This window comes from Fusobacterium ulcerans ATCC 49185 (assembly GCF_900683735.1).
Lineage (GTDB): Bacteria > Fusobacteriota > Fusobacteriia > Fusobacteriales > Fusobacteriaceae > Fusobacterium_A > Fusobacterium_A ulcerans_A.
Genome location: NZ_LR215979.1, coordinates 2079264 through 2102101 on the forward strand (window position 1 = coordinate 2079264; position 22838 = coordinate 2102101).

At 28.2% G+C, this 22838-nt stretch carries 27 protein-coding genes and 1 pseudogene; 2 read left to right on the plus strand and 26 right to left on the minus strand.

What is annotated here, in order from left to right; genetic code table 11:
* Window positions 1-118 precede the first annotated feature (118 nt).
* The 4 genes from E0E45_RS09330 to E0E45_RS09345 all read right to left on the minus strand — a co-directional run bounded on the left by E0E45_RS09330 (window position 119) and on the right by E0E45_RS09345 (window position 3919).
* A complete protein-coding gene (locus tag E0E45_RS09330; RefSeq protein ID WP_130890910.1) occupies window positions 119-418 on the minus strand; it encodes a DUF6506 family protein in 300 nt (99 codons plus the stop codon).
* A gap of 12 nt (window positions 419-430) precedes the next feature.
* Entirely contained in the window at window positions 431-1825 is a 1395-nt protein-coding gene (locus E0E45_RS09335) for a sigma-54 interaction domain-containing protein (RefSeq protein ID WP_130890911.1), read from the minus strand.
* Between the two features lie 173 nt (window positions 1826-1998).
* Window positions 1999-3249, minus strand: a complete 1251-nt coding sequence (locus E0E45_RS09340) for an alpha/beta hydrolase (protein WP_130890912.1) — start codon at window positions 3247-3249, stop codon at window positions 1999-2001.
* A 28-nt stretch (window positions 3250-3277) separates the two neighbouring features.
* Window positions 3278-3919: a hypothetical protein gene (locus tag E0E45_RS09345; protein ID WP_130890913.1), complete on the minus strand. Its 642-nt coding sequence runs from the start codon at window positions 3917-3919 to the stop codon at window positions 3278-3280.
* 404 nt (window positions 3920-4323) lie between these two features.
* Here E0E45_RS09345 and ade point away from each other — a divergent pair, with 404 nt between their 5' ends.
* Together ade and E0E45_RS09355 are read left to right on the plus strand one after the other, a co-directional pair.
* Entirely contained in the window at window positions 4324-6078 is a 1755-nt protein-coding gene (gene ade, locus E0E45_RS09350; RefSeq protein WP_130890914.1) for an adenine deaminase, read from the plus strand.
* Between the two features lie 34 nt (window positions 6079-6112).
* A complete protein-coding gene (locus tag E0E45_RS09355; RefSeq protein ID WP_130890915.1) occupies window positions 6113-7420 on the plus strand; it encodes an NCS2 family permease in 1308 nt (435 codons plus the stop codon).
* 320 nt (window positions 7421-7740) lie between these two features.
* Here the strand turns inward: E0E45_RS09355 and E0E45_RS09360 are convergent, their stop codons facing one another.
* The 22 genes and pseudogenes from E0E45_RS09360 to E0E45_RS09450 form a co-directional block, all read right to left on the minus strand.
* Entirely contained in the window at window positions 7741-8169 is a 429-nt protein-coding gene (locus E0E45_RS09360) for an ankyrin repeat domain-containing protein (protein WP_005976327.1), read from the minus strand.
* Between the two features lie 87 nt (window positions 8170-8256).
* The gene (locus E0E45_RS09365; protein WP_130890916.1) at window positions 8257-8934 is read right to left on the minus strand and encodes a tRNA1(Val) (adenine(37)-N6)-methyltransferase; all 678 of its coding nucleotides are present in this window, start codon (window positions 8932-8934) and stop codon (window positions 8257-8259) included.
* Between the two features lie 2 nt (window positions 8935-8936).
* The gene (locus E0E45_RS09370; protein ID WP_130890917.1) at window positions 8937-9878 is read right to left on the minus strand and encodes a PSP1 domain-containing protein; all 942 of its coding nucleotides are present in this window, start codon (window positions 9876-9878) and stop codon (window positions 8937-8939) included.
* 9 nt (window positions 9879-9887) lie between these two features.
* On the minus strand, window positions 9888-10577 hold the full coding sequence (radC, locus tag E0E45_RS09375; RefSeq protein WP_130890918.1) for a RadC family protein: 690 nt from the start codon (window positions 10575-10577) through the stop codon (window positions 9888-9890).
* Window positions 10578-10585: 8 nt separating this feature from the next.
* Entirely contained in the window at window positions 10586-11641 is a 1056-nt protein-coding gene (gene cobT, locus E0E45_RS09380; RefSeq protein ID WP_130890919.1) for a nicotinate-nucleotide--dimethylbenzimidazole phosphoribosyltransferase, read from the minus strand.
* A 4-nt stretch (window positions 11642-11645) separates the two neighbouring features.
* The gene (locus tag E0E45_RS09385) at window positions 11646-12227 is read right to left on the minus strand and encodes a histidine phosphatase family protein (RefSeq protein ID WP_130890920.1); all 582 of its coding nucleotides are present in this window, start codon (window positions 12225-12227) and stop codon (window positions 11646-11648) included.
* 9 nt (window positions 12228-12236) lie between these two features.
* Window positions 12237-13004: an adenosylcobinamide-GDP ribazoletransferase gene (gene cobS / locus E0E45_RS09390; protein ID WP_130890921.1), complete on the minus strand. Its 768-nt coding sequence runs from the start codon at window positions 13002-13004 to the stop codon at window positions 12237-12239.
* 17 nt (window positions 13005-13021) lie between these two features.
* Window positions 13022-13585 (minus strand): bifunctional adenosylcobinamide kinase/adenosylcobinamide-phosphate guanylyltransferase, encoded by a 564-nt coding sequence (cobU, locus tag E0E45_RS09395; RefSeq protein ID WP_130890922.1) that lies wholly within the window; start codon window positions 13583-13585, stop codon window positions 13022-13024.
* Between the two features lie 164 nt (window positions 13586-13749).
* Window positions 13750-14031, minus strand: a complete 282-nt coding sequence (locus E0E45_RS09400) for an HU family DNA-binding protein (RefSeq protein WP_130890923.1) — start codon at window positions 14029-14031, stop codon at window positions 13750-13752.
* The gene (locus E0E45_RS09405; RefSeq protein ID WP_130890924.1) at window positions 14021-14332 is read right to left on the minus strand and encodes an HU family DNA-binding protein; all 312 of its coding nucleotides are present in this window, start codon (window positions 14330-14332) and stop codon (window positions 14021-14023) included. The genes E0E45_RS09400 and E0E45_RS09405 overlap by 11 nt, the downstream gene beginning before the upstream one ends.
* A 12-nt stretch (window positions 14333-14344) precedes the next feature.
* Window positions 14345-15412 (minus strand): ABC transporter ATP-binding protein, encoded by a 1068-nt coding sequence (locus E0E45_RS09410; RefSeq protein WP_232044088.1) that lies wholly within the window; start codon window positions 15410-15412, stop codon window positions 14345-14347.
* Between the two features lie 55 nt (window positions 15413-15467).
* A complete protein-coding gene (locus E0E45_RS17865; protein ID WP_232044089.1) occupies window positions 15468-15641 on the minus strand; it encodes a hypothetical protein in 174 nt (57 codons plus the stop codon).
* Window positions 15642-15645: 4 nt separating this feature from the next.
* Window positions 15646-16821: a UDP-N-acetylglucosamine 2-epimerase gene (gene neuC / locus E0E45_RS09415; RefSeq protein WP_130890925.1), complete on the minus strand. Its 1176-nt coding sequence runs from the start codon at window positions 16819-16821 to the stop codon at window positions 15646-15648.
* Window positions 16818-18080, minus strand: a complete 1263-nt coding sequence (locus tag E0E45_RS09420; protein ID WP_130890926.1) for a cytidylyltransferase domain-containing protein — start codon at window positions 18078-18080, stop codon at window positions 16818-16820. The genes neuC and E0E45_RS09420 overlap by 4 nt, the downstream gene beginning before the upstream one ends.
* Before the next feature lies 1 nt (window position 18081).
* A complete protein-coding gene (neuB, locus tag E0E45_RS09425) occupies window positions 18082-19122 on the minus strand; it encodes an N-acetylneuraminate synthase (protein ID WP_130890927.1) in 1041 nt (346 codons plus the stop codon).
* Window positions 19115-19744, minus strand: coding sequence for an acetyltransferase (locus E0E45_RS09430; protein ID WP_130890928.1), 630 nt, complete (start codon window positions 19742-19744; stop codon window positions 19115-19117). Before E0E45_RS09430 ends, neuB begins: the two co-directional genes overlap by 8 nt.
* A gap of 51 nt (window positions 19745-19795) precedes the next feature.
* On the minus strand, window positions 19796-19966 hold the full coding sequence (locus tag E0E45_RS17770; RefSeq protein ID WP_197730052.1) for a hypothetical protein: 171 nt from the start codon (window positions 19964-19966) through the stop codon (window positions 19796-19798).
* Between the two features lie 24 nt (window positions 19967-19990).
* A complete protein-coding gene (locus E0E45_RS17775) occupies window positions 19991-20182 on the minus strand; it encodes a hypothetical protein (protein WP_197730053.1) in 192 nt (63 codons plus the stop codon).
* A gap of 9 nt (window positions 20183-20191) precedes the next feature.
* The gene (locus tag E0E45_RS17780) at window positions 20192-20368 is read right to left on the minus strand and encodes a hypothetical protein (protein WP_197730054.1); all 177 of its coding nucleotides are present in this window, start codon (window positions 20366-20368) and stop codon (window positions 20192-20194) included.
* A 96-nt stretch (window positions 20369-20464) separates the two neighbouring features.
* Window positions 20465-20536: pseudogene (locus E0E45_RS18095) on the minus strand (polysaccharide biosynthesis protein); the annotation flags it as partial.
* 93 nt (window positions 20537-20629) lie between these two features.
* On the minus strand, window positions 20630-21919 hold the full coding sequence (locus E0E45_RS09445; protein WP_130890929.1) for an oligosaccharide flippase family protein: 1290 nt from the start codon (window positions 21917-21919) through the stop codon (window positions 20630-20632).
* Between the two features lie 15 nt (window positions 21920-21934).
* On the minus strand, window positions 21935-22810 hold the full coding sequence (locus E0E45_RS09450; RefSeq protein ID WP_130890930.1) for a glycosyltransferase family 52: 876 nt from the start codon (window positions 22808-22810) through the stop codon (window positions 21935-21937).
* Window positions 22811-22838: the final 28 nt, after the last annotated feature.

Here is a 22838-nt window from a genome sequence, read left to right on the forward strand (position 1 = left end):
GAGCAATTTAATGCCAACTTTTGATTTTCTAATCATATTTGAGCTAGGTAAAAGAAAAGCCCAGAAATTTAATTACAAAATTTCCAGGCCAAGTAATTTTACATATCTTTTTTCAATTTTAATTACCAAAAAATTTCTTAAACAAAGGATCTAAGGAAGGATCATGAATAATATATCCAACTGCTACTTTATTATCTGTCATTTTTACTACTTCGTCTGCTTTTTCTTTACCAAAAGCACCACATAGCTCTATTGCCCCAACTCCTTCTCCCATCAAATATTTTATTTTTTCTTCCATTTCATTAAAACTCTTTATAGTACAAATATAAGTCACCTGATTTTCAGTTTCAAATACAGCTTTATGTACTTCTGGAGTATAATGATTTCCCATAAGTATAAATGCAAATTTCTTTTTCAATATTCTCACTCCTTATAATTCATATTGTTTTATTTTTCTCTGTAAAGTTTGTCTTGGTATTTTTAGTATCAATGAAGCTTTTGTTATATTGTGCATAGACATCTCCAGAACTTTTTCTATTACACTTTTTTCATATTCCTCTACCATTGTTTTTAAATCTTTAACAGGAAGTTCTGTTTTTTGTTTTTTCTTCCCAGTTATCTCTACCCATTTTCTTTCTAAATCAGAAAATTCAAGTTTTTCTTCATCTGGTCTTATAACACTCATACCAAAAGCTACTATATGCTCTATCTCTCTTATATTTCCTGGCCAATCATATGTCTGGAATGCCTGACAAATATCACTTGAGATATATCTAACATTTTTTTCAAGAAGTTCATTATATTTAGCAACAAAATAATTTACAAGAACAGAGATATCATCTTTTCTCTCTCTCAATGGTGGAATAGTTATATTTAAAACACTAAGCCTATAGTAAAGATCCATTCTTAATTCATTATCTTCTATTGCTTTCATAGGATCTTTATTCAAAGCTGCAATTATTTTTACATTGATATCTATTACATCCTTTGCTCCTATTCTTCTTATTTTATTCTCCTGTAAAGCTCTCAATAGCTTAGACTGCAGATTCATAGGCATAGAGTTAATCTCATCTAAAAAAATAGTCCCTCCATCTGCTATTTCTAATAATCCTGGACTGTCTACAGCCCCTGTAAAAGCTCCTTTAGATGTTCCAAAGAATATACTTTCAAGAAGATTCTCTGGTATAGCTGCACAATTTTGAGCAATGAAAGGTTTATCCTTCCTCTTGCTTTCATTATGGATAGCTTGGGCAAAAAGCTCTTTTCCAGTTCCTGTTTCTCCATAAATCATTATTGGAAGATATGAATCAGATATAGTCTTTATAAATTCTTTTAACTGCTTCATTTCAAAGTTATTGGTAATAATATCATTAAGAGTATATTTTGCTCCATTTTTATTTAAAGAAAGATTTTTTAAATTTATTTTTTTTAATTCATCTAAATTTATTTCAGTATCTTTTTCAAATTTTTTGGAATCAGTTATCTCTTCTGAGGATAAGTCTATTGCTCCAACTACTCTTCCCCCAAATTTTATTGGTATTGATAATGAAGAAATCAATATTTCTTTATGATTTTTAGGTTTAAGTTTTTGATTTTTAACATATATAGGCATTTCCAATTCCATAGCTCTATACATACTGCTTTTATTTCCAGAAAGATTTTCATATATTTCATAAAAATTTTTCCCCATTACTTCATAATCTACACTATTACTATTAAGCTTACTATTAAATTTAACAGTAAAAAGTATTTCCCCTTTTACATCTATAATTGTTATTCCATCAATATAACCTTTTTCCCCAAAAAGATTTTTTATAAGTTCCATAGCTGCTCCTTAACCTTTCCCCCAATATTTTTATTCTTCACTTATAACTATAATAACATATTTTATAATATTTTTAAAACAATTTAGTATAATGGAATACAGCAATATAAAAAACCAAGGAGATAAAAAATCTCCCTGGCTGTATAGTGTATTTTCAGTAATTTTCATTTAACCTATATAAAACTATTTTTTATATTTGAAATACAATGATATGGAACAGAAGCTCCTTCTAATTCTTTTACTGTTCCTATAAGAGCTCCAAACGCTGATACAGGATCAAGAGGTGCTCTGTAATGTGTTATGTTCTTTGATGCTTGTTCTATTCTTCTCTCATCTTCTGATGCTATTAATAATGTTACCAATGAAAGTCCAGCAGAATTATATACAGCACCTAAGAGATTATCTTCCAAAACATTTTCGTTTCTTATATTTGAAACAATTGCTGCCTGTGCAAGTCCTCCTCCTAATGAATGTCCTGCTACTATTATTTTTTGCTCTTTAGGATAATAGCTTCGCATAATTGATACTATTCCTGCTGCTCTTAAATACATTAAATTAGGAGATAGAATTTGTTGGATATCAGTCCCTAAAGTTGAGAGTTTACTTGTTATTTCTGTCCCTGCAAATCCAATTACTATATCTTTTTCTAATTTACCAAATATAACTTTCATACTTCCTGGAATTTCCAACATTCCTGTACTCTGATTGTAAGACTCCATTCCTCCTATTGCATCAGGCAGTTCAATTTTTCTCATTGGAGAAATTAAATATTTATTATTTTCTTTTATTCCTGAATATGCATATTTTGCTACACGCAAAAGTCTCTTTGCATATTCAATAGTAAAATTTTCTGTTTCTTTTCTATATTTATTTCCTAAATCTTTAGCTTTTTCTAACTCTTTTAAAACTAACTCTATCATTTTAGAATCTGGGATAGCATAAGTAACAGCACTTTCTATTATATCAGCGATAATAGAAGCTGGATAATTAGCCATTACTTCAAGACCTTTTTCTTCAATAAATTTTAATAATTCTTTATCATTTCTTGAAATCTGATATCTTTCATATAAGTAACTTACAAGATTTATCAGCTTTCCTATTCCAAAAACTGTTCCAGTTATTATCCCGTCTGAAGGAGGAAAAATTGGCACTTCTGTATCTAGTGCTTTCTTACATTTATCAAGTAATTCTTTTTCTTCATCTGTAAGAAAAAGTTCTTCTTCTAAATGTATTTTAATATTCTGTAATACATTTTCTCCAATTTTCATTACTCGTTTTTGAATACCTTCAGCATCAGCTAAATTTTGAACAGATTTTTTATCTCCTGCTTTTTTACTTTTAGCTTCATAGTTATTACAAATAAAATTAAGCGCTTCTAATTCTGCTTTATAATCTTCTATAGGTCTTAAAATTTTTTCTTCCATAATTTTTTATACCTACCTCTAGTATTTTTTAATCTACTATTACAAATTTCGAAGTACTTCTATCATAAGTTATTGTTCTTTCTGGTTTTTCAGTAAAATCTACTAGTAAGGCTTGTGATTGTGCTATTGATATTACTTTACCATTTTCAGCTTTAGCTGCTAAAAATACTTTTACTTTTTCAATTGGAATAAAATATGCTTGTTCATTATTAAATACAGTCATTGCATTAATAGGATTTGCTTCATATACTTGTTTTCCAACTTTTACTGTTTGAGCTAATCCAAATGTTTCAGGTTTATCATATCCATTTTTTATAAAATAAGCTGTTGGATGAGCTTCTCCATTAAATTGAGATGCAGAAAAATATCCATTATCAAATGTATACATTTTTGTTTTTGGTTCTGCTTCTTCATATGATGCTTTTTCTATCACTGCACCACTTTGTTTTTCTACATCTGAAGCATAAACATAATATTCTTCCTGCCAAGTTACATTATTTAGTTCCCAAAGTTGAAAAGTAACCCATGCTACATCATCAATAAATTCTGAACCTGATGAGAAACTTCCTTCTCCATTCTCTTTTACTAAAACTACTCTTTTACCTGCACCATTTATTAATTCCAAATCCTCTTTTGATACTTTTAAATTTAATTTATATTCCGAAGCCATTTCTTATTCCTCCCTACTCTCATTTTAGGATTATATAACCATCTTTTGCTAGCAAATATATTATAACAAGAGATGGAGCAGCATAGCATACTTTCAGGCAAAAAATTTTGCTGCTCCATCTCTGAGATGGAGAAAAAGTCAATATTTTTTTATACATTAATATTCAACCTTTTAACTTTTTTCTATGTTACTTTATTACTCTATAATTCTATTTTTGTCAACATTAAACTTAGATTAATTATTTTTATCAATATAAAATTTTATGTTTTATGAATCTTTTAAATTTCAAAATTAAAACCCCTTATTTAATTATGCTTGAAATGTATTTATTTACGTTTTCCAAATTATAGTATATAATATAATATATTTTTAAAAATGATATAATTTCATTCAAGGAGGAATAAATGAATAAAATAGATAGAAGAAAACTTATAGAAACTGCCCTTGGAAAGAGAGAAGCAACTTTAAAACTGGAAAATGCTAATCTTGTAAATGTGTTTTCTGGGGAAATCTATATGGCTAATGTATATCTATACAATGAATATATTGCAGATGTAGTAGAAATTGAAAATGATAAAAATAAAAAAGCTGAGAAAATAGTAGACTTGAAAGGAAAATATCTTGCTCCTGGATTTATTGATTCCCACTTGCATATAGAGAGTAGTCATCTGACTCCATATCACTTTGCTGAGGCTGTTATTCCAAAGGGAACTACTACTATAATAGCTGATCCCCATGAAATAGGAAATGCTTTAGGAGAAGAGGGAGTTGACTATATGCTTGAAGCTTCTGAAAATCTTCCTATGAATCAATATTTCCTTATTCCTTCATGTGTACCATCAGTAGTAGGGCTTGAAACTACTGGAGCTGAACTTACAGCTGATATGATAGACAGAATGCTGGATAAAGATAGAATTCTTGGATTAGGAGAAGTAATGGACTATGTTGGTGTCATTAATTCTGATAAAAGAATGGAAGATATAATAGATGCTGCATATCAAAAAAATAAATTTCTTCAAGGACATGCTCCTGAAGTGACTGGTGAAGATCTTTCTGCTTATCTATGTGGTGGTCCTGTATCATGTCATGAAGTAAGAAATGGAATCCATGCAAAAGAAAAAATAAGAAAAGGAATGATTGTTGACGCTAGAGAAAGTTCTATGTCAAAGAATATTACTTCTATTGTTGAAAATATAAAAGACTTGAAGTCACCTAGAAACTTAACCTTATGTACAGATGACAGAGAGCCTAAAGATATTCTTGAAAAAGGTCATATAAATGATTGTGTAAGAATTGCTATAAAAGCTGGACTTGATCCAATAGAAGCAATAAGAGCGGTCACTTTAAATACTGCCCAAGCTTACCACTTGGAAAAATTAGGTGCTGTTGCTCCTGGCTACTTTGCTGATATGGTAGTATTTGATAATCTTAAAGATATCAATGTAAGTTCTGTATACTATAAAGGTAAATTAGTCGCAGAGAACAATCAGATGATCATTGAAATCAAAAAGCCTGTTATTGAAATAGAAAATAGAAATACTGTAAATATAAAAGATTTCTCAACAGAAGATTTTAAAATAAAAGTTCCTGTAGAAAATGGAAAAATAGAAATTATTGGTATGGAATATACTGATAGGGTAAGAAGTATTACTAGAAAAAAAATATTTGAAGTTCCTGTAAAAGATGGATATATTGATCTTAGTGGAACTGAACTAAATTTTGTTGCTATTGCTAATAGATATCACAATGATAATATTGCTTTAGCTGTAGTTGAAAATTTCTATATGGCAAAAGGAGCTGTAGGAACTACTTACTCTCATGACTCTCATAATATTACCATTATATACAATGACCCTCAGGATGCTGTGGCTATCTCTAAAAGAATAGCTGAAATAGGTGGAGGAGTAGTTGTAGCTGAAAATGGAAAAATAATTGATGAACTTCCATTCCCAATAGCTGGTATGCTTTCACAAAAACCAGCTAAAGATGTCAGTTTAGATATTCAAAGAATGAATGCTCTCCTTAGAACTTATGGTATAGAAACTGACAGCCCTATAACTAGACCTAGTACTCTGGCTCTTATTGTTATTCCAGAGGTAAAAATGAGTGATCTTGGTCTTATAGATGTAGTTAATCAAAAAGTTATCAAACAATTTTAAATAATGCTTTTTAACAAGGGGGAAAAACAAAAAAATGAACAGCAAAAATGAAAGTTTCTTGGATAAATATTTCAAGATAACAGAAAGAGGAAGCAACATCAAGGTTGAGATGGGGGCTGGATTGGCTACTTTTATGACTATGTCATATATCCTGATAGTTCATCCAATGATTATGAAAGGGGCAGGAATGCCTGCCAATCAAGTGTTCACAGTAACAGCTATTACATCTTGTATTTTTACACTGCTTATGGGATTTTATGCTAAACTTCCTTTTGCATTAGCCCCAGCCATGGGAAGTAATGCTTTCCTTGCTATGACATTAGTTGGAAGCGGAGCTGTGACATGGCAACAAGGTCTTGCTATGAACTTTGTATCTGGAATAATCTTCCTTATTATGTCTATATTTGGTTTTAGAGAAGTTATTGTAAGATTTCTTCCTAAAAGTTTAAAGCTTGGGATAGGAGCAGCAGTTGGAATTTTCCTTATTGAGTTAGGATTCAAAAATGGTGGACTTATGAAAGCTGTTAATGGTTCTGTTTCAATAGGAGATTTGAGCAATCCAGCAGCTATGACAGCACTTTTTGGAATTTTTGTAACAGCTATTCTTGCTGCCAGAAGAGTTAAATGTGATATGCTTCTTGGAATAGTTTCTGCTACTCTTATAGGAATTCCTTTGGGAGTTACTAAAATTCCTGCCAGCTTTGTAGCTATGCCTAGTACTATAAGTGATATTGCTTTTAAACTTGATTTTTCAAATATATTCAGTATAAAAGTACTTCCTATATTATTTGTATTCTTTGTTGGAGATTTTTTCTCTACATTGGGAACATTGCTGGGAGTATCTGAAAAAGCTGGTCTTTTAGATGAAAATGGAGATCTTCCTGATATTCAGAAACCTTTCTTAGTAGATGCTCTAGGTACAGTAGTTGGAGCTGCTATGGGAACTACTACTATCACTACATTTGTTGAATCTGCTGCTGGTGTTGGGGCTGGAGGTAGAACAGGACTTACTGCTGTTTCTACAGGGATATTATTCTTCTTCAGTTTATTTTTAAGTCCACTGGCTCTTATGGTACCTGCTGCTGCAACTGCTCCAGCTCTTATCATAATGGGTATACTTATGCTTGGTGGAATGAGAAATATTGAATATGATAATTTTACAGAATCTTTCCCTGTATTCTTTATGGTTATCTGTACAGCATTTACTAACAGTATTTCTAATGGGGTTGGTGCTGGAATAATTTCTTATGCAGTAGTTAAGATAGGTGCTGGAAAAGCTAAAGAGGTAAGTATTGGGTTATATGTCCTTGCAGCTATTATGGTGTTCTATTTTATAAAATAAAATATTGAAATTATAGAAAATTAAAAAGTTTTAGGAGTTGTTTATTAAAGATTCCTAAAACTTTTTTTGACTCTTTTTTTAAACAAATCATAGTTTAGGAGTAACGAAAATTAGAAAGAAAGTCGTGATTAATAAAGTGAAACAGCTCGTTAAAAATCGCTACTGTCTGAGTGAAACGAGTTTAGCGATTTAGAGCTGGCGAACAATATTAATAGACTTTCTTTCTACTGAAGTTACTCTTAAACTAAAAAATAATTAATTTTAATAGCCAATTCTATTTTAAAAAAACATAAAAAAAGGGATATTTCTATCCCTAAGTTTTAATATTCTTCTTCTAATCTTTTATGATGAGCAATTTTTTCTCTCCCCACCATAGCTGAATAGTCCATTCCACTATTTTCTATAACTTTTAGAACACTCCTTGCTTTTGAAGCAGTAGCAAGATTTAAAGCAGTTCTTTGATGATTATTCTTGATATTAACTTCTCCACCAAATTCTATAAGAAGTTCCATTATCTTTCCTAAATCTTTTATTGCTGCTATATGCATAGGTGTATCTCCATCTTTATTTTTAGCATTAGGATCAGCACCACAATATACTAAAGCATCTATAAAATCATATGCTCCATCTTCAACACAATAATGTAAAATAGTATTTCCATTTTCATCTGTTTCTTCAACACTGTCCATATCTAAATTTTCTTTAAATGCTTCTAAATCATTTTCTTCTAAAAATTGTAAAAGTTCCATTTGTCACCTCTAAAAATATTCTCCTTCTAATTTTTTAATTACATATTTTTAAAAATCCTCAAAACTCTATCTTATAGCTTCCTGTCTTCAGTAACCACTCTCCTCTAAGTAAAGCGGCGGTTCTATCTCCAATTTGCATTTCTTACCCTTCCAGGCTTCAATCAGAACAAGGTTTGAATTTTTTTCCTTAGAAAAATAAACAAATCTCACTCTTTTAAGAGAGAACCCACTATCTTCAAGAATTCTTGATATATCTGTGAATCTATAACTCCTATGAACCAAAGAGAAACTTCCCACTGGCTTTAAAAGTCTTTTTGCACTTTGCACCAGTTGAGAAAGATTCAATTTTATCTCATGTCTTGCTATAGATTTGCAGCTAAGGATATTTTGCTTCTTTCCATCCACTTTCATATATGGAGGATTTGAAACTATATAATCAAAAGAATTTCCCATAGAATATTCTTTGACATCACCATGTACTATTTTTATATTTTCTTTAAGGCAGTTAAGTTCAATATTTTTTTCTGCCAGTTCAATATTTTCTTCCTGTATATCTATACCAGTTATATCTTCTCCCTTTTTTTCTGAAGAAAGAAGTATAGGAATGACACCATTCCCAGTTCCTATATCCAATATTTTTCCTTTTTTAGGATAAGCAAAAAAGTCTGATAAAATTACTGCATCTACAGAAAATCTAAACCCATCTTTCTTTTGAATAAGCTTATATTTCCCAGCCAGCAACGTAATATCTTCATTTGCTAACATTTTTACTCCTTTTCAAGTTCCTTATGTTCAAGTTCTTCACGAGTTTTTTCACTTTTCAGCTTACTTGCCTCTTTTTTATTGAACTTTACTTCATCGATCTCAAATTTCATAATACCTATATTTTCCACATCAACAAAAAGGAAACCATTCAATGGACTTATACTTATAACCTTTCCATCTCCTTTTTCAGTTCTTACTTGTTGATTTACAGCTGGATAACTTCTCAACACCTGCTCATATTGACTATATTCATAGTTTATACAACATAGAAGTCTTCCACATACTCCTGATATTTTAGCAGGGTTTATTACAAGTCCCTGATCTCTTGCCATTTTAATAGATACAGAATCAAATTTATTTATAAAAGTTCTACAGCATAGTTCTTTTCCACAAATACCAATTGTTCCCAGTATTCTTGCTTCATCTCTCACACCAATCTGTCTAAGTTCTATTCTAAGTTTAAAAATATTAGCCAAATCTTTTACCAATTCTCTGAAATCTATTCTTCCTTCAGCAGTAAAATAGAAGATAAGCTTAGTTTTATCAAATGTATACTCTGTTCCCACCAACTTCATAGGCAGTTTATGATGAAGTATTCTCTCCTTACATTGAGCATTTGCTTTAGCTGATTCCTCTTTCAATTCATTATATCTTTTTATTTCCTGCTCATCAGCTTTTTTTATAACAGGCTTTAAAGGAAGTACAAGCTGCTCTTCTTTCATCATCATAGGTTCTCCATAGACAACCCCTATCTCTTTTCCTCTAACTGTATCAACTATTACTTTATCGCCTTTTTTATACTCAATATCATCTACAACTTCAAAGTAATATCTTTTTTTAGTTATCTCAAACATTACTCCAAGTACTTTATATAGCTTTTTTTCTGCTGGAGCAGCTACAGTTTCAGTTGAAACAATTTCCTGCTCTACTCTGTTTTCTTCCATTAATTCCTCCTAATATTCTATCAATCCTTCTTCTAAAAAACTAAAGTAGGAATTTTTTGTAATTATTATATGATCAATCAGCCTTATATCTAAAGTTTTAAGACTGTCATACATATGTTGTGTCAGTTCTATATCCTGCTTAGATGGGCTTGTATTCCCAGATGGATGATTATGAGCAAAAACTACTGATTTAGCTCCATTCCTTATTGTCCTCTCCACTATCTCTCTTGGATAAACTGCACTTTTATCTATTGTACCATAAAAAAGTGTTTCACTTGCTATTAAATTATTTGCTGAATTTAAAAACAACACTTTAAACTCTTCTCTTTTAGAAAAACCTATATCTCCTCTCAAATAAGATATAAGATCATTTTTACTCTTTATATTTAAAATATCATTATCTTTCAAATTTTCTTTGTAACTGTTCTTAGCTATATCTCCCATTAATTTTAGAAATACAGCACTGCTGTCTCCTATTCCCTCTACCTTTAACAATTCCTTTATATCTGCACCAAATATTTTTCCTGTTGACCCAAATACTTTCAAAAGGTTTTTTGCTATTGGTTTTACATCTTTTCTTGGAATAGAATATGTGAGCAGTATCTCTAATATTTCATATTCATGAAAAGCTTCATATCCACTTTTCATATATTTTTCTTTGAGTCTTTTTCTATGCCCCTCTGGAGAATATTTTTCCATACCTCCACCTATAGAAAAAGTTCATATACTGCTGTTGGTGTTTTCATTCCATTTATTACTTCTATTGCACAATCAATTATAGGGTAAGCAAGAACTGCTCCTGTTCCTTCTCCCAGTCTCATTTTCATATTAAAAAATGCCTCTTCTCTCAACTCTTTTAATACTAATTCCATTCCTGGTTCTTCACTCATGTGAGTTGCAATTATATAATCTTTTATCTTTGGTTCTATTTTACAAGCTGCCAAAGCTGCTACACTTGATATAAATCCATCTACAAGCATAAGTTTTTTGTATCTGGCTGCACCTATATACATTCCTACCATACAAGCTATATCCAGTCCACCTACATGAGCCAGTACATCTACTGGATCCATATTAAATGTATCATATTTTTCACAAGATTCCACTATTATTTTTTTCTTTTTTATAAAACCGTTGTCAGAAAGTCCTGCTCCCCTACCAACTATCTTATCTATATCGCCTTTTGTAAAAGAATATAGAACTGCTGAACTTGTGGAAGTATTACCTATTCCCATTTCACCATTTGAAAAAATATCATAGCCTGTTTCTACTTTTTCTTTTATCAATTCTATTCCTGTCATTATTGCTTTTATACATTCTTCCTGTGTCATTGCAGGTTCTTTATAGAAATTATTAGTTCCTTTTTTTACGTTTTTTCTGTATAGATTAGGATAATCTCTAGGAATTGAATCTTTTATCCCAATATCTACAAGGTTGAAATCCACTCCTATAGTTCTTGTCAAAAGACCTATTGCCGCTATTCTATTAAGCATAGCTTCAGATACTATACGTGTATACTCCAAAGGACATGAAGAAATCCCTTCTTCTATTACTCCATTATCTGCTGATGCTACTATATGACATCTTTTATTTACCTTCTTCACAGGAAACCCACTAATTCCTGCTAGTTTTAGAGCTATATCTTCAAGAGTTCCAAGACTCCCATTAGGCTTCATTTTTCTGTCAAGTTCTTCCTGTGCTGCTCTTACCGCTTCTTTATCTGCCCCTTCTATTTCTCCAATAATTTTTCTTAACTCTTTCATCTCATCACCCTATGTTTAGTCCTTTTAGTATTGGGAAACCATCTGCAAACTCTATTATACAGATTCCTCCATTTTCTACACTATATTTCCAGTAACTTTCTAGTTTATCTGAAAAATACCAACTTAATATACAGTTAATAACACCCCAGTGAGTTACCACTAAATTATTTTTTGTTTTATCCAGACTTTCTATAAATTCTATAGCTCTGCTTTGGAGCTTTTCAAGACTTTCTCCAGTAACAAAATCAAAAGTTTTCCATTCATTTTTACTCTTTTCACACTCTGCTGGATACTTTTCCTTTATCTCTGTATAGCTCAATCCTTCAAATATTCCAAAATCTATTTCCTGAAGCCTTTTATCAAATTTAATAGGAAGCTTTAAATAATTTACCAGCTCTGCTGTTTCTGCGGCTCTCAAGAGATCACTTGAATAAACTGCGTCATAACCATGTTTCTTCAATATATCTTCAGCTTTTTTACACTGTACTCTTCCCATTTCATTCAGCCCTGGATTAAGTTTTCCAAAGAATATTCCTTCAACATTCATTTGAGTCTGACCATGTCTGACAATTATCAATTTCCCCATTTAGACCACCTATACAGCTGCTAATATGTATATAACAAACATAGCTATTATTTCTGAAAGCTCAACTACTGCCCCTAAAGTATCTCCTGTGATTCCACCAATTTTTCTAGTCATCAATTTTGCATAGAAGAATCCAAGAAGCATTATTATTGGTATAACAATCAAAATTGTATAAGGAAGTCCAAATAAGTAAGCTGCCCCTCCTACAAAAGCTGCTGTTAATACTGTAGCAATAGCTACTCCTCCAGCATCAGTATGATCTACGAAAGTTTTTCCCATTCCAGTAGATCTAGCATATGGTGCTGATGCACAATTTACCACACTGTTTAATCTTGCTATCACTGGAACTATTAGAAGTAGTATTCCCATATTAAGTCCTGCAAATTCTGATATCTCTACAAGAAGAACTACTTTTAGCATGAAATATAGTATAAGGACAAGTCCTCCATTAGTACCTAATCTTGAATCTTTCATTATATCAAGCATTTTTTGTTTGCTTCTATAGCTGAATATCCCATCAAATGTATCTGCCAGACCATCAAGATGAAGTCCTCCTGTAAGTATTACCTCTATAGTTACAAGCAGTACTGCCATGACCATTGGTGAATATACTACAGTATACAGCAGCCAGAATGCTCCAAAAAGTATAAGACCTATTATCATTCCAATTACTGGAAAAAATTTCATGCTCTTTCCTAATTCATCAGAATCAAATTTTGGATCTAATCCAATAGGAAGTCTAGTCATAAATCTAAAAAGTAACAATATTCCTTTCATTAAATATCCTCCTAAAACTATTTTAATTTCATTTTTATTCCAGAAACTACAAAGTATGCTTCATCAGCCTTTGCTGCTGCTATCTGATTCATTCTTCCGCATATATCTCTAAAATGTCTCCCTAATGCATAAGCAGGAACTATTCCCATTCCTATCTCATTGGAAACTATAACAATATCCTGATCTGATGATTTTATATATTCCAGAAGTTCTTCTACTTCTTTTTTTATGTTGTTTTCTATTGATGTAAGTTCTTCATCAGGTATATGATCCCAGTCATATTCTTTCTCCATTATCATGAGGTTGGTTACCATATTTGTCAGACAATCCAGCAGGATAACTCCCCCCTGCTTCATGTGAGGTTTTACAAGTTCCACTGTATTTTTGTATCCCTCTACAGTAGTCCAGTTCTCCCCTCGCTGCTCTCTATGCTTAGCTACACGGGCTCTCATTTCATCATCAAATATGATTGCAGTTGCCAGATATATTCTGTCTTTATAATTTTTATCAATTATATACTGCTCTGCATGTCTGCTTTTTCCACTTCGAGAGCCTCCAGTGAAGTAAATAATTCTTCCCAATTTGCCATCTCCTCTACTTTATTTCAATGAATTAATTATATCATATTTTTCTATATTTTACACTTGATTTTCTGCTCATACACTATGTTAAAGAAAAAAGCCTCTCGGTTATTTTTAGTTGAGAGACTTTGGTTTTTGGTTGGCTATTTAGTATTTAGTTTTATTTATTCTATTATTAATACTTTTGACTGTACAAATTTTATTGTTTTTTTAGGGATTATTTCTCTCACTTCATTTGATGTTGGACTTCCTATTCTTCTTTTTTTTCTTTTTAAAAGCGAAAATGTTCCTTTATTTTTAAATTTTACTTCCTCATCCATAGCTGTTACTTCTGCTATTAGATTAAATATTTCTTCTATTTCTTCTCTTGCTTCTTCATATTCTGTTGTTTCATCTTTTTCTTTTCTCAATTTTCTATAATATGATACAAATTCTCTAGTGTTCATATTCCTCCTCTATTAGAGTATTGAGCTCATTTACTTTATCTATCATTTTCATTCTAGGTTTAAATTTAATAACTTTCTTTTCTTCTGTTATCATCATTTCCCTAGTAGCTAAATTAAGTATTTTTCTTGGTTTTACTTCTTTCTTTTCAAATATTCCCCAATCTTTTATTATTACTTTGTCTTCTACATCTAAAACATCAAAAAGAGATTTCCAGAAAGAATCTAATCTTTCTTTTGCTTCTCTTATGCTTTTTAGATTCCTTCTTTCCTTGTATAAGGTTAAAAACTCTTTTTCTGTCATTTTATTTCCTTTCTATAATTCCTCTACTGATTTTACTATTCTTTCTATTCCACCATTACTTATAACAAATATTCTGTCACAATCTTTTAGTGTTGTAAGTCTATGAGCTACTATAATTAGTGTTCTATCTTTAGATACATCATATATTTCTTTCATTATTTCTTCTTCAGTTTCATTATCTAATGCTGAAGTAGCTTCATCTAATACTAATATTTTAGGATTATCATAAGGAGCTCTAGCTATTGCTATTCTCTGCTTTTGTCCTCCCGATAGCATTATTCCTCTATCTCCTACTATTGTTTTTATTCCCTCTTTTTTCTTTAAAAATTCCCATATTCTTGCTTTTTTTAATGATTCTATTAATCTTTCTTCATTATATTCTCTGTTAAATACAACATTATCTGCTATTGTTCCATCAAAAAGATATACTTCCTGTGGTATATATCCTATACTTTGCCTCCAATATCCAATATTTTTATCTTCCAATTTAATATCATCTAAATATACATTTCCATTTTTAGGCTTATACAATCCTGTGATCAAGTCTACAAGAGTTGTTTTTCCTGATCCTGATTCTCCTACAAATGCTATCTTTTCCCCTTTAACTATATTTAGATTTATATTTTTTAGAACTTCCTTTCCTTTTTCAAATTCAAAACATATATCTTTTAATTCTATTTTTTTATTAAACTCTATAGGATTATTTTCAATATTTTCAACTTCACTTTCTAATTCATCAACTATGATATCAAGGGATTTTCTATAAAAAAGAATTCCTTGATAATATTCTTCCATAGCTTTGCTTCTTTCTGTTCCCCATTTTTTTGTTTTATTTAATATTAAATATTTTATAAGAAGTATATTTATCCCCATAAATACAGTAACAAATAATGTTATTTTTAAATCAACATACAGCATTACTAGATATATAAAAAATACTACACATATTTCACTTAACATCATTAAAAAATTTTGAATTAATATAACTAATAAATTAGCTTCTGTTGTAATATTTTTCATAAGATCATTAGAATTCTTTTTTATAAAATTTTGATAAGAATATTTTAAATAATTCTCCATCAATTTACATGTAAATTGATAATAAGAGTTTCTTGAAAAAGATATTAATATATAATTAAAAATATCTATTCTCAAATATTATAGTCTGTTTAGTTACCATTGCCATAAATGGAATTATTATTGATAATCCTATTACCTCACTTAATGAAATTACTATTGAAAAAGCAGTTATTCCAAATAATTTTTTTATTTCGTTTTTAGAAAATAGTTTCTTTATTTTTTCAAACATTTTTTTACTCCTTCAAATCTTCTATGTTTATATCAAAAAATTCTTTGATTTCTTTGATTTTAACTGAAAATAGAAAATTCTTTATTATTTGATGTGCCTTTTCTAAACTATTTTCTTGAAAATATGGATTTTTTTCTAACTTTATCTTGCTTTTAAATTCTTTATTTAACATTTTAACAATTCCATTTTTTATTTCTTCTTTATCTGTTGATATATCTATTACTGATTTTCCTCTCACTCTTCCTTTTTGTCTATCCCCAATATTTAATGTAGGAATGCCAAATGATGGAACTTCTATTAATCCTGAAGAAGAATTTCCTATCAACCCTTTTGAATATTTTATTAAAGATAAATATTCTTCTGGTTTTACTGAAGTTAAAAAGTCAAAATTATTTTCTAATGTATAATCATAAAACAATCTATATATAGTTTCTGAACCTGTATCTGAATTTGATCCTATAAATATAAAATCATATTCTTTTTTAAATAAATCTAAAGCTTCCAATAAGTTTCTTGCTTGCTTTTCAATATCATTCCCTGTAACAGTTTCAGGGTGAAAAACAATTAAAAAATATTCTTTTTCAGTAATATTTAATCTTTTTATTAATTCTTTTTTATCTAATAATTTTAATTTAAAACTATTTTCAGCACCTAATGCTCCTATATTATGGACAGATTTTGGGTTTTCTCCTAGTTGTATAACTCTTCTTTTATACTCTTCTGTTGAAACTAAATGAAGCTTACTCATTTTAGTTATAGAGTGCCTAATAAATTCATCATAGTTTCCTAAAGTTATTTCTCCACCATGTAAATGAATAATTGGAATATTGTGCATAGCGGCTGCAATAGCTACTGATAATATTTCATATCTATCTCCAAGTAGTATAACTGCATCAAAAGATTTTTCAAATAAGTATTTTCCAAATTCTTGCAGACAAATAGCCATTGAATAAATAACTTTTTTATTATTGGAGTTATCCAATTCTATATCTATTAGTTTATCTACTTTTAATCCATCTTCCTCAATTACTTTGTAAGTTTCTCCATATTTTTTATCAGCATGCATAGCAGTAGCAACTATTGTTAATTCTATATCTTTATCTTTATTTAGCCTTAGCAACAATCTTTTCATTATTCCATATTCTGCTCTTGATCCAGTTACATATAGCACTTTTTTCATATTTTTATTTCCTTTACTAAAATTTCATATAATTTTTCATAACCTTTTTCATTAAAATGTAATCCATCATTTGTATAATCAATATTTAGATTTCCAAATTTATCTTGTAATTCATTTAATTTTATATAATTTACTTTTTCTTTTAAATTTTCATATAAAAACTCATTTAGATTTAAAATAGTCTCATTACTTCTATCCAATCTTGAAATTACTCTAGGTACTTCTAAAAAAAATATTTTTACATTATTATTTATTTTTTTAAAAAATGAAATTGTATCTTTTATCCATAATAATGTATCTTCTTTTTTCCAATTTTCAATAACAATATCATTTGTTCCTGCCATTAAAAAAATATAATTTCCTAACTTTGTTATTAAATTTTCTTTTAATACAAAATCTTGATATTGCTTTGTATTTATACCTCTTATTCCTAAATTATTTACTTCATACTCTTTAAATTTCCTTATGTTCCAATTATCAAATAAGGAATGTCCAATTAAAGTTATTTCTTTTTTTTCTTTAAATAAATTTTTCTTCTCTTCTATTCTTGCTTTTATATTTTTAATAAGCTGTTCTCTTTTGTTCTTTGTATTCATTATTAAAATAGCCAGTTCAAAATCTAATCTATCATCAATATCTATTGAATCTTCCTTATTCATAAAATATGCTATTGACTTTTTACCAAAAAAATCTTTTTTTAAAAGATATTCTTCTTTTTTACCTATAAAAATAGCTCCATTAGGATAATATTCTTTAAATTTCTGCCTTTTATAATTTGAAAAGTCAATATTATAATTTTTTAAACTTTCATCTTGATCTATTTCCTTAATCAATATAGAAGCTTTTGATGATTCTGCTACAGATACTAAGAAATCAAAATTATCTATATTTTTCTCAAATTTTATTATACTTTCTTTTATGTGCTCCGAATTTCTAAAAGGAGAAGTAGGTTGCAAAAGTGCAAAATAGTCATATTCTAGTTCAAGATTTTTATCCAATATATCTTTTATCACCATATATGAAGTTGCATTATCATTTGATAATTCCTCATTTCTGACAATTACTTCAGCTCCATATTTTTCAGCAATTTCTTTATATTCTAAAGAGTCTGTGCTAACAATAACTTTTTCAAAACTTTCAGATTTTATTGCAGCTTCTATTGTATAAGCTAAAATAGGTTTATCCATTAACATAAGTATATTTTTATTAGGTAATCCTTTTGATCCTGAACGAGCAGGAATAATTGCTATTTTTTTCATTTTATACCTCTTGTATTTTAAATCTTGAATCTATTATCAATTCATCTTCTTTAAAGTTCTTTTCTGCAGTTTTTCCTAAAATATCATACCAACACATAGGACTTATACCATTTCCTGGTCTTTTAGTTGTAAGATTTTCAATTGTAAATTTTTCACCTTTTTTTATAGCTTTATTAGCTACAATTGATTTTCTTGCAACTATTTTATTTTTTTTCTCTGAACTTGTTACTTTTTTATCAAATATTCCTAATGATCTTTCAATAATCCTTATTCCTCTGCACAATTCTCTTAATTCATCTGGAGTTACTGAAGCTTTATGATCAGGTCCTTCAAGATTTTTATCCAATGTAAAATGTTTTTCTATAAAAGTGATTCCATATATCACTGAAGCAATTCCAGGAAAATACCCTTCTGAATGATCTGAAAATCCAATTTTACATTCTTTAAATCTATCTTTTAAATATGAGATAGAATTAAGGTTTACATCTTCAAAAGGAGTTGGATATTCAGTATTACAATGTAATATTGTTATTTTATCTTTTTCCATTCCATTTTTTTCTAATATTTCTAATGCTTTTTCTATTTCTCCTATTGTTGCCATTCCTGTTGAAATTACTATTTCTTTTTCAGAGATATCTAATTTTGCTATCTTTTCTAGATAAGGAAGATTAGTAATTTCTCCAGATGGTATTTTCCATATCTTTTGTTTTTGTTCTGCTAAAAATTCTATAGACTCAAAATCAAATGGAGTTGAAAATGTTATTAGTCCTAATGATGCTGCATAACTAAATAATTTTATAAGTTCATCATTGGGAAGTTCTAATTTTTTTGTCATTTCTAACTGACTCTCATCTTTAGAAGTTACTTTTTTTTGATATTCTGCTTTTGGAGCATATTTAGATATTAATTTATCTGCTTTAAATGTTTGAAACTTTACTGCATCTACTCCACACTCTTTTGCTATCTTCACCATTTTTTTTGCTAGTTCAAAATTACCATTATGATTACAACCAATTTCTGCCACTATAAACACTCTATTCATTATTCAATCTCCTAATTACTTTTCCAGGTATTCCAGCTACTATTACATCTTTATCTATATTATTTATAACTACTGTTCCTGAACCAACTATACTATTTTCTCCTATAGTTATTTGTCCATTCACTACAGCAGAACTTCCTATAAAACAATTATCTCTTATTTTTACATCTCCATTTAAAATAGTTCCTGTAGAAATATTAACATTATTTCCTATTCTATTTCCATGTTCCACTAAAGCTTTTGTATTTATTATTACATTTTCACCTATTCTGGCATCACTATTTATTATTGCTAATTTTCCAATAAAAATACCTCTTCCAAAAGTTATATTTTCTGAAAGAACAGCAGTTTTATCTATTACATTTATTATTTCCAAATTTCTTTTAGCTACTTCTTTATACCAATAAGTTCTCTTTTTATTATCACCTATTGCTATAAAGTAGCAATATTGTTCTGAATTCTCCAATTCTTTGAGGTCATTTGCAAGTATTTTATATCCAAGATGTGAACCGCTTTTAATATTATCTACAAATCCTTCAATATTATATTTTTTTTCATCTATTGAGTCTATTACTGACTTTGCAAATCCTCCAGCTCCTATTAATATTAATTTTTTTTTCATCTATTCCCTCTTTAATAACTATTTAAAATTACTCTAGAAACCTATTTTTTATTATTTCCATATTAGGTTTTTAAGTTCCCATTCTTCAAATTTATTTTTAAAGAATATTTCTCTATTGTACCATTTGTCCAAAATATCAGAAAACTCTTTGGGCAAATATTCCACAAACTTTATAAAATCTTCTATCATTTTTATATCAGGATTATTTTCTGTTTCTTTCACTTTATTAATAGTATATTCTCTATTCTAAATTCCTTCTCTTGCAAACCTTGATGCATGATCTGATGCATGTGCATGCCCAAATTTAGGACACTTCATCCATCCATTAAATAAATAACCATATGAATTAATTTGATTGAAACTTTCAACATGATGACTTCTATTCCATTCCTGACTTAAATCTCTAAATCCATATTTTTTAGCTATATTATAATTCATTATTCTATTCTATGGAACAAAATAACTTATATAAATTGGATCTAATTTTTCCAATTCTTTCCAACGTGCGCTCCAATCTATATTTTTTCTTTTTTCATAACTTTGACATGCTGAACAAATTCCTTCAACACTAAATTTTATTCCTGGTCTTGTATCTGGCATTAAACATTTTTTACAATATTTCATTTTAAGTTCCCCCCTTGTATAATGTGTTTATAAATTATTTATTAAATATTTTTTTACTTTTATAATATACTGTTATTAGGTACTGTGGATTAGTTGTTTCCCCAAATTTGGAATAATACTCCCATTACTTCCTAAAACATTACCAAATCTAACAGCCATAAATTTTGTTTTTCCTTATAATTTTTTTTATTCTTTCCTGGAATTCCTTTTGATCCTGCTCTTAAGGGAATAATTGCTATCTTTTTCATAATCTCCTCCAAATTATCTTATATATTTTTTTATATCAAATATCCAAAATCCAGATAAATGTTTTTTTAATAGTTTTCTACCATCTATTGAAAATAAATCTATAATCCATAATGATATAAACTGAGTTATTGTTGTTGCTGTTGCTGCTCCATAAATTCCATACCTTTTTATAAGAAAATAATTTAACATTAAATTACTCATCATAGCAATAAGTTCACTTTTTAAAAGAACTTTGCTTCTATTCGCTAAAACTATGTGACTGCTTCTTAGAAATACATTTGCTTTAACTAATATCCCTATTGAAAGTATTATATAAATATTAATAGCTTTAATATATTCAATAGAAAATATATGCTCAAATAACTTTTTCAATACAATTATAGATATTATTATTCCTACAAAATATATATTTGTGAGAATTTTAGTATAAAAAATATATTTCTTTTCATATTTTTTTATATCTTTTTCATTATATAATTCTAATAATTCACTAAAAATTGTTGATTGAAATGAACTTATAATTATTGTTAATATTCCTATAAGCTGAACTCCAATAGAATATACTCCTACTTCTCCAACTCCTAACATATTTCCAATCATTACTTTATCCATATTTGTTGAAATAATATAAGATATAAAAGATAACCATAAATAATAACTTTCTTTTATAATTTTTTTAAGTATTTTATAACTAAAAAGGATTTTTTCATTAGTTTTATAGACTTTTCTATAATTATATCTAAGTAAAATACCTCTTATTAAGCTTCCAATACATCTTATTATTGGGATCATTATTATTTTAAAGCCTAAAATAATACCTAAATATTGTAGTAAATAAGAGAATATTTTTATAACATTATTAGTAAGAACTATATACTTAGAGTTTAATTTGTATTCAAAATAGTTTTCAATACCTATAGTAGATGTAATAAAAATATTGTCTATACTTAAAAATACAAGCATCAAAAACAAATTCTCTTCAATTCCTATAACAAATTTAAAAATTATTATAAAGATTAAAATTATTATAGAAATAATATTTTTAAAAGTAGATACTATAGAAACTATCAAATTAAAATTATATTTATAAAAAAATTTTTTTATAATTCTAACATTTAATATTTCTAGAATAATTGGAGCAAAAGCCACAATTGATACAGCATAGCTGTATTCCCCATAATTTATTTTTCCATAATGGTTTGCTATTTTTACTCCAATAAAAAATTGTAATATTAAAATTACTATTTTATCTATTACCAGCCAATATATATTCTTTATTATTTTGTTCTTTATAAGTTTCATTTATTTCCTCAACTTTTATAAATAACTATTTCTTTTCATTACATTTTCAAAGCTGCCAAAATATCTTAATAATTTATCTTCTACTTCTGTTCCATAAAAATCAATATTTATATCCTGTGATAAATTTAATGCTGCAGTAGAAAAAATAGTTATTATTTTTTCAAATTTTATGTCCAAAAAATCGAATATTTCTGCTGGAAAACTTTCTTCTATAACCAATATATTGTTAAATATTTCTTTGTAATCAGTTTTCTCTCTTGGATGTTTCTTAATTACTAGTTTTTCATTATCATATTTTCTTATAATTTTCGAATATAACTCTATTTTCTCTTTTTCAGTTATTATCCCATCTTCTGATAGGGGCTGAGTAAATAAAATCATATTTCTTCTCTTTATCTTTTCTTTAATATTTAAATCAAATGAAAAAATATCTAATATTTCATTTTGTTCTTCTAATGTTTTTTTATTCCATAACTCTTTTAAATTTATTATCTCTACTTTATGAGCTATTTCTTCTGGAATAGGAGCTAATCCTGTCAAATATATCTTTTTTACATTTGATGCCTGTCCTAATATAGCTTTTTTTAAAAATATTCTTTTTATATAATACTTTAATTTTGAATCTTTTTTTTCTTTATAATTCATTAGTCCATCTTCTAACAAAATAAAATTTTTAGCTAATAACAACTTATTTCCAATAGCTGTATGATCTTGTCCATAAACAGTATTGTATTTAAAAATAATTTTTAATATAAATAACCATATTTTTAGTTTACTGCTTTTATCTATATCTGTTTCTCTATATATTTTTATATCTTTTTTATTCTTTATATTAATTAATAAAAATATTAACAAAGAATATTGATTTTCTAAAAAAGCTACTGTTTTCATTTTTTATATTCTCCTTTTATAATATACT

Excerpts from the sequence above, each read along its gene's own strand:
- E0E45_RS09335 (WP_130890911.1), bottom strand. The coding sequence starts at position 1,825 with ATGGAACTTATAAAAAATCTTTTTGGGGAAAAAGGTTATATTGATGGA.
- E0E45_RS09340 (WP_130890912.1), bottom strand. The coding sequence starts at position 3,249 with ATGGAAGAAAAAATTTTAAGACCTATAGAAGATTATAAAGCAGAATTA.
- E0E45_RS09345 (WP_130890913.1), bottom strand. The coding sequence starts at position 3,919 with ATGGCTTCGGAATATAAATTAAATTTAAAAGTATCAAAAGAGGATTTG.
- ade (WP_130890914.1), top strand. The coding sequence starts at position 4,324 with ATGAATAAAATAGATAGAAGAAAACTTATAGAAACTGCCCTTGGAAAG.
- E0E45_RS09355 (WP_130890915.1), top strand. The coding sequence starts at position 6,113 with ATGAACAGCAAAAATGAAAGTTTCTTGGATAAATATTTCAAGATAACA.
- E0E45_RS09360 (WP_005976327.1), bottom strand. The coding sequence starts at position 8,169 with ATGGAACTTTTACAATTTTTAGAAGAAAATGATTTAGAAGCATTTAAA.
- E0E45_RS09365 (WP_130890916.1), bottom strand. The coding sequence starts at position 8,934 with ATGTTAGCAAATGAAGATATTACGTTGCTGGCTGGGAAATATAAGCTT.
- E0E45_RS09370 (WP_130890917.1), bottom strand. The coding sequence starts at position 9,878 with ATGGAAGAAAACAGAGTAGAGCAGGAAATTGTTTCAACTGAAACTGTA.
- radC (WP_130890918.1), bottom strand. The coding sequence starts at position 10,577 with ATGGAAAAATATTCTCCAGAGGGGCATAGAAAAAGACTCAAAGAAAAA.
- cobT (WP_130890919.1), bottom strand. The coding sequence starts at position 11,641 with ATGAAAGAGTTAAGAAAAATTATTGGAGAAATAGAAGGGGCAGATAAA.
- E0E45_RS09385 (WP_130890920.1), bottom strand. The coding sequence starts at position 12,227 with ATGGGGAAATTGATAATTGTCAGACATGGTCAGACTCAAATGAATGTT.
- cobS (WP_130890921.1), bottom strand. The coding sequence starts at position 13,004 with ATGAAAGGAATATTGTTACTTTTTAGATTTATGACTAGACTTCCTATT.
- E0E45_RS09400 (WP_130890923.1), bottom strand. The coding sequence starts at position 14,031 with ATGAACACTAGAGAATTTGTATCATATTATAGAAAATTGAGAAAAGAA.
- E0E45_RS09405 (WP_130890924.1), bottom strand. The coding sequence starts at position 14,332 with ATGACAGAAAAAGAGTTTTTAACCTTATACAAGGAAAGAAGGAATCTA.
- E0E45_RS09410 (WP_232044088.1), bottom strand. The coding sequence starts at position 15,412 with ATGGAGAATTATTTAAAATATTCTTATCAAAATTTTATAAAAAAGAAT.
- E0E45_RS17865 (WP_232044089.1), bottom strand. The coding sequence starts at position 15,641 with ATGTTTGAAAAAATAAAGAAACTATTTTCTAAAAACGAAATAAAAAAA.
- neuC (WP_130890925.1), bottom strand. The coding sequence starts at position 16,821 with ATGAAAAAAGTGCTATATGTAACTGGATCAAGAGCAGAATATGGAATA.
- E0E45_RS09420 (WP_130890926.1), bottom strand. The coding sequence starts at position 18,080 with ATGAAAAAAATAGCAATTATTCCTGCTCGTTCAGGATCAAAAGGATTA.
- neuB (WP_130890927.1), bottom strand. The coding sequence starts at position 19,122 with ATGAATAGAGTGTTTATAGTGGCAGAAATTGGTTGTAATCATAATGGT.
- E0E45_RS09430 (WP_130890928.1), bottom strand. The coding sequence starts at position 19,744 with ATGAAAAAAAAATTAATATTAATAGGAGCTGGAGGATTTGCAAAGTCA.
- E0E45_RS17775 (WP_197730053.1), bottom strand. The coding sequence starts at position 20,182 with ATGAATTATAATATAGCTAAAAAATATGGATTTAGAGATTTAAGTCAG.
- E0E45_RS17780 (WP_197730054.1), bottom strand. The coding sequence starts at position 20,368 with ATGAAATATTGTAAAAAATGTTTAATGCCAGATACAAGACCAGGAATA.
- E0E45_RS09445 (WP_130890929.1), bottom strand. The coding sequence starts at position 21,919 with ATGAAACTTATAAAGAACAAAATAATAAAGAATATATATTGGCTGGTA.
- E0E45_RS09450 (WP_130890930.1), bottom strand. The coding sequence starts at position 22,810 with ATGAAAACAGTAGCTTTTTTAGAAAATCAATATTCTTTGTTAATATTT.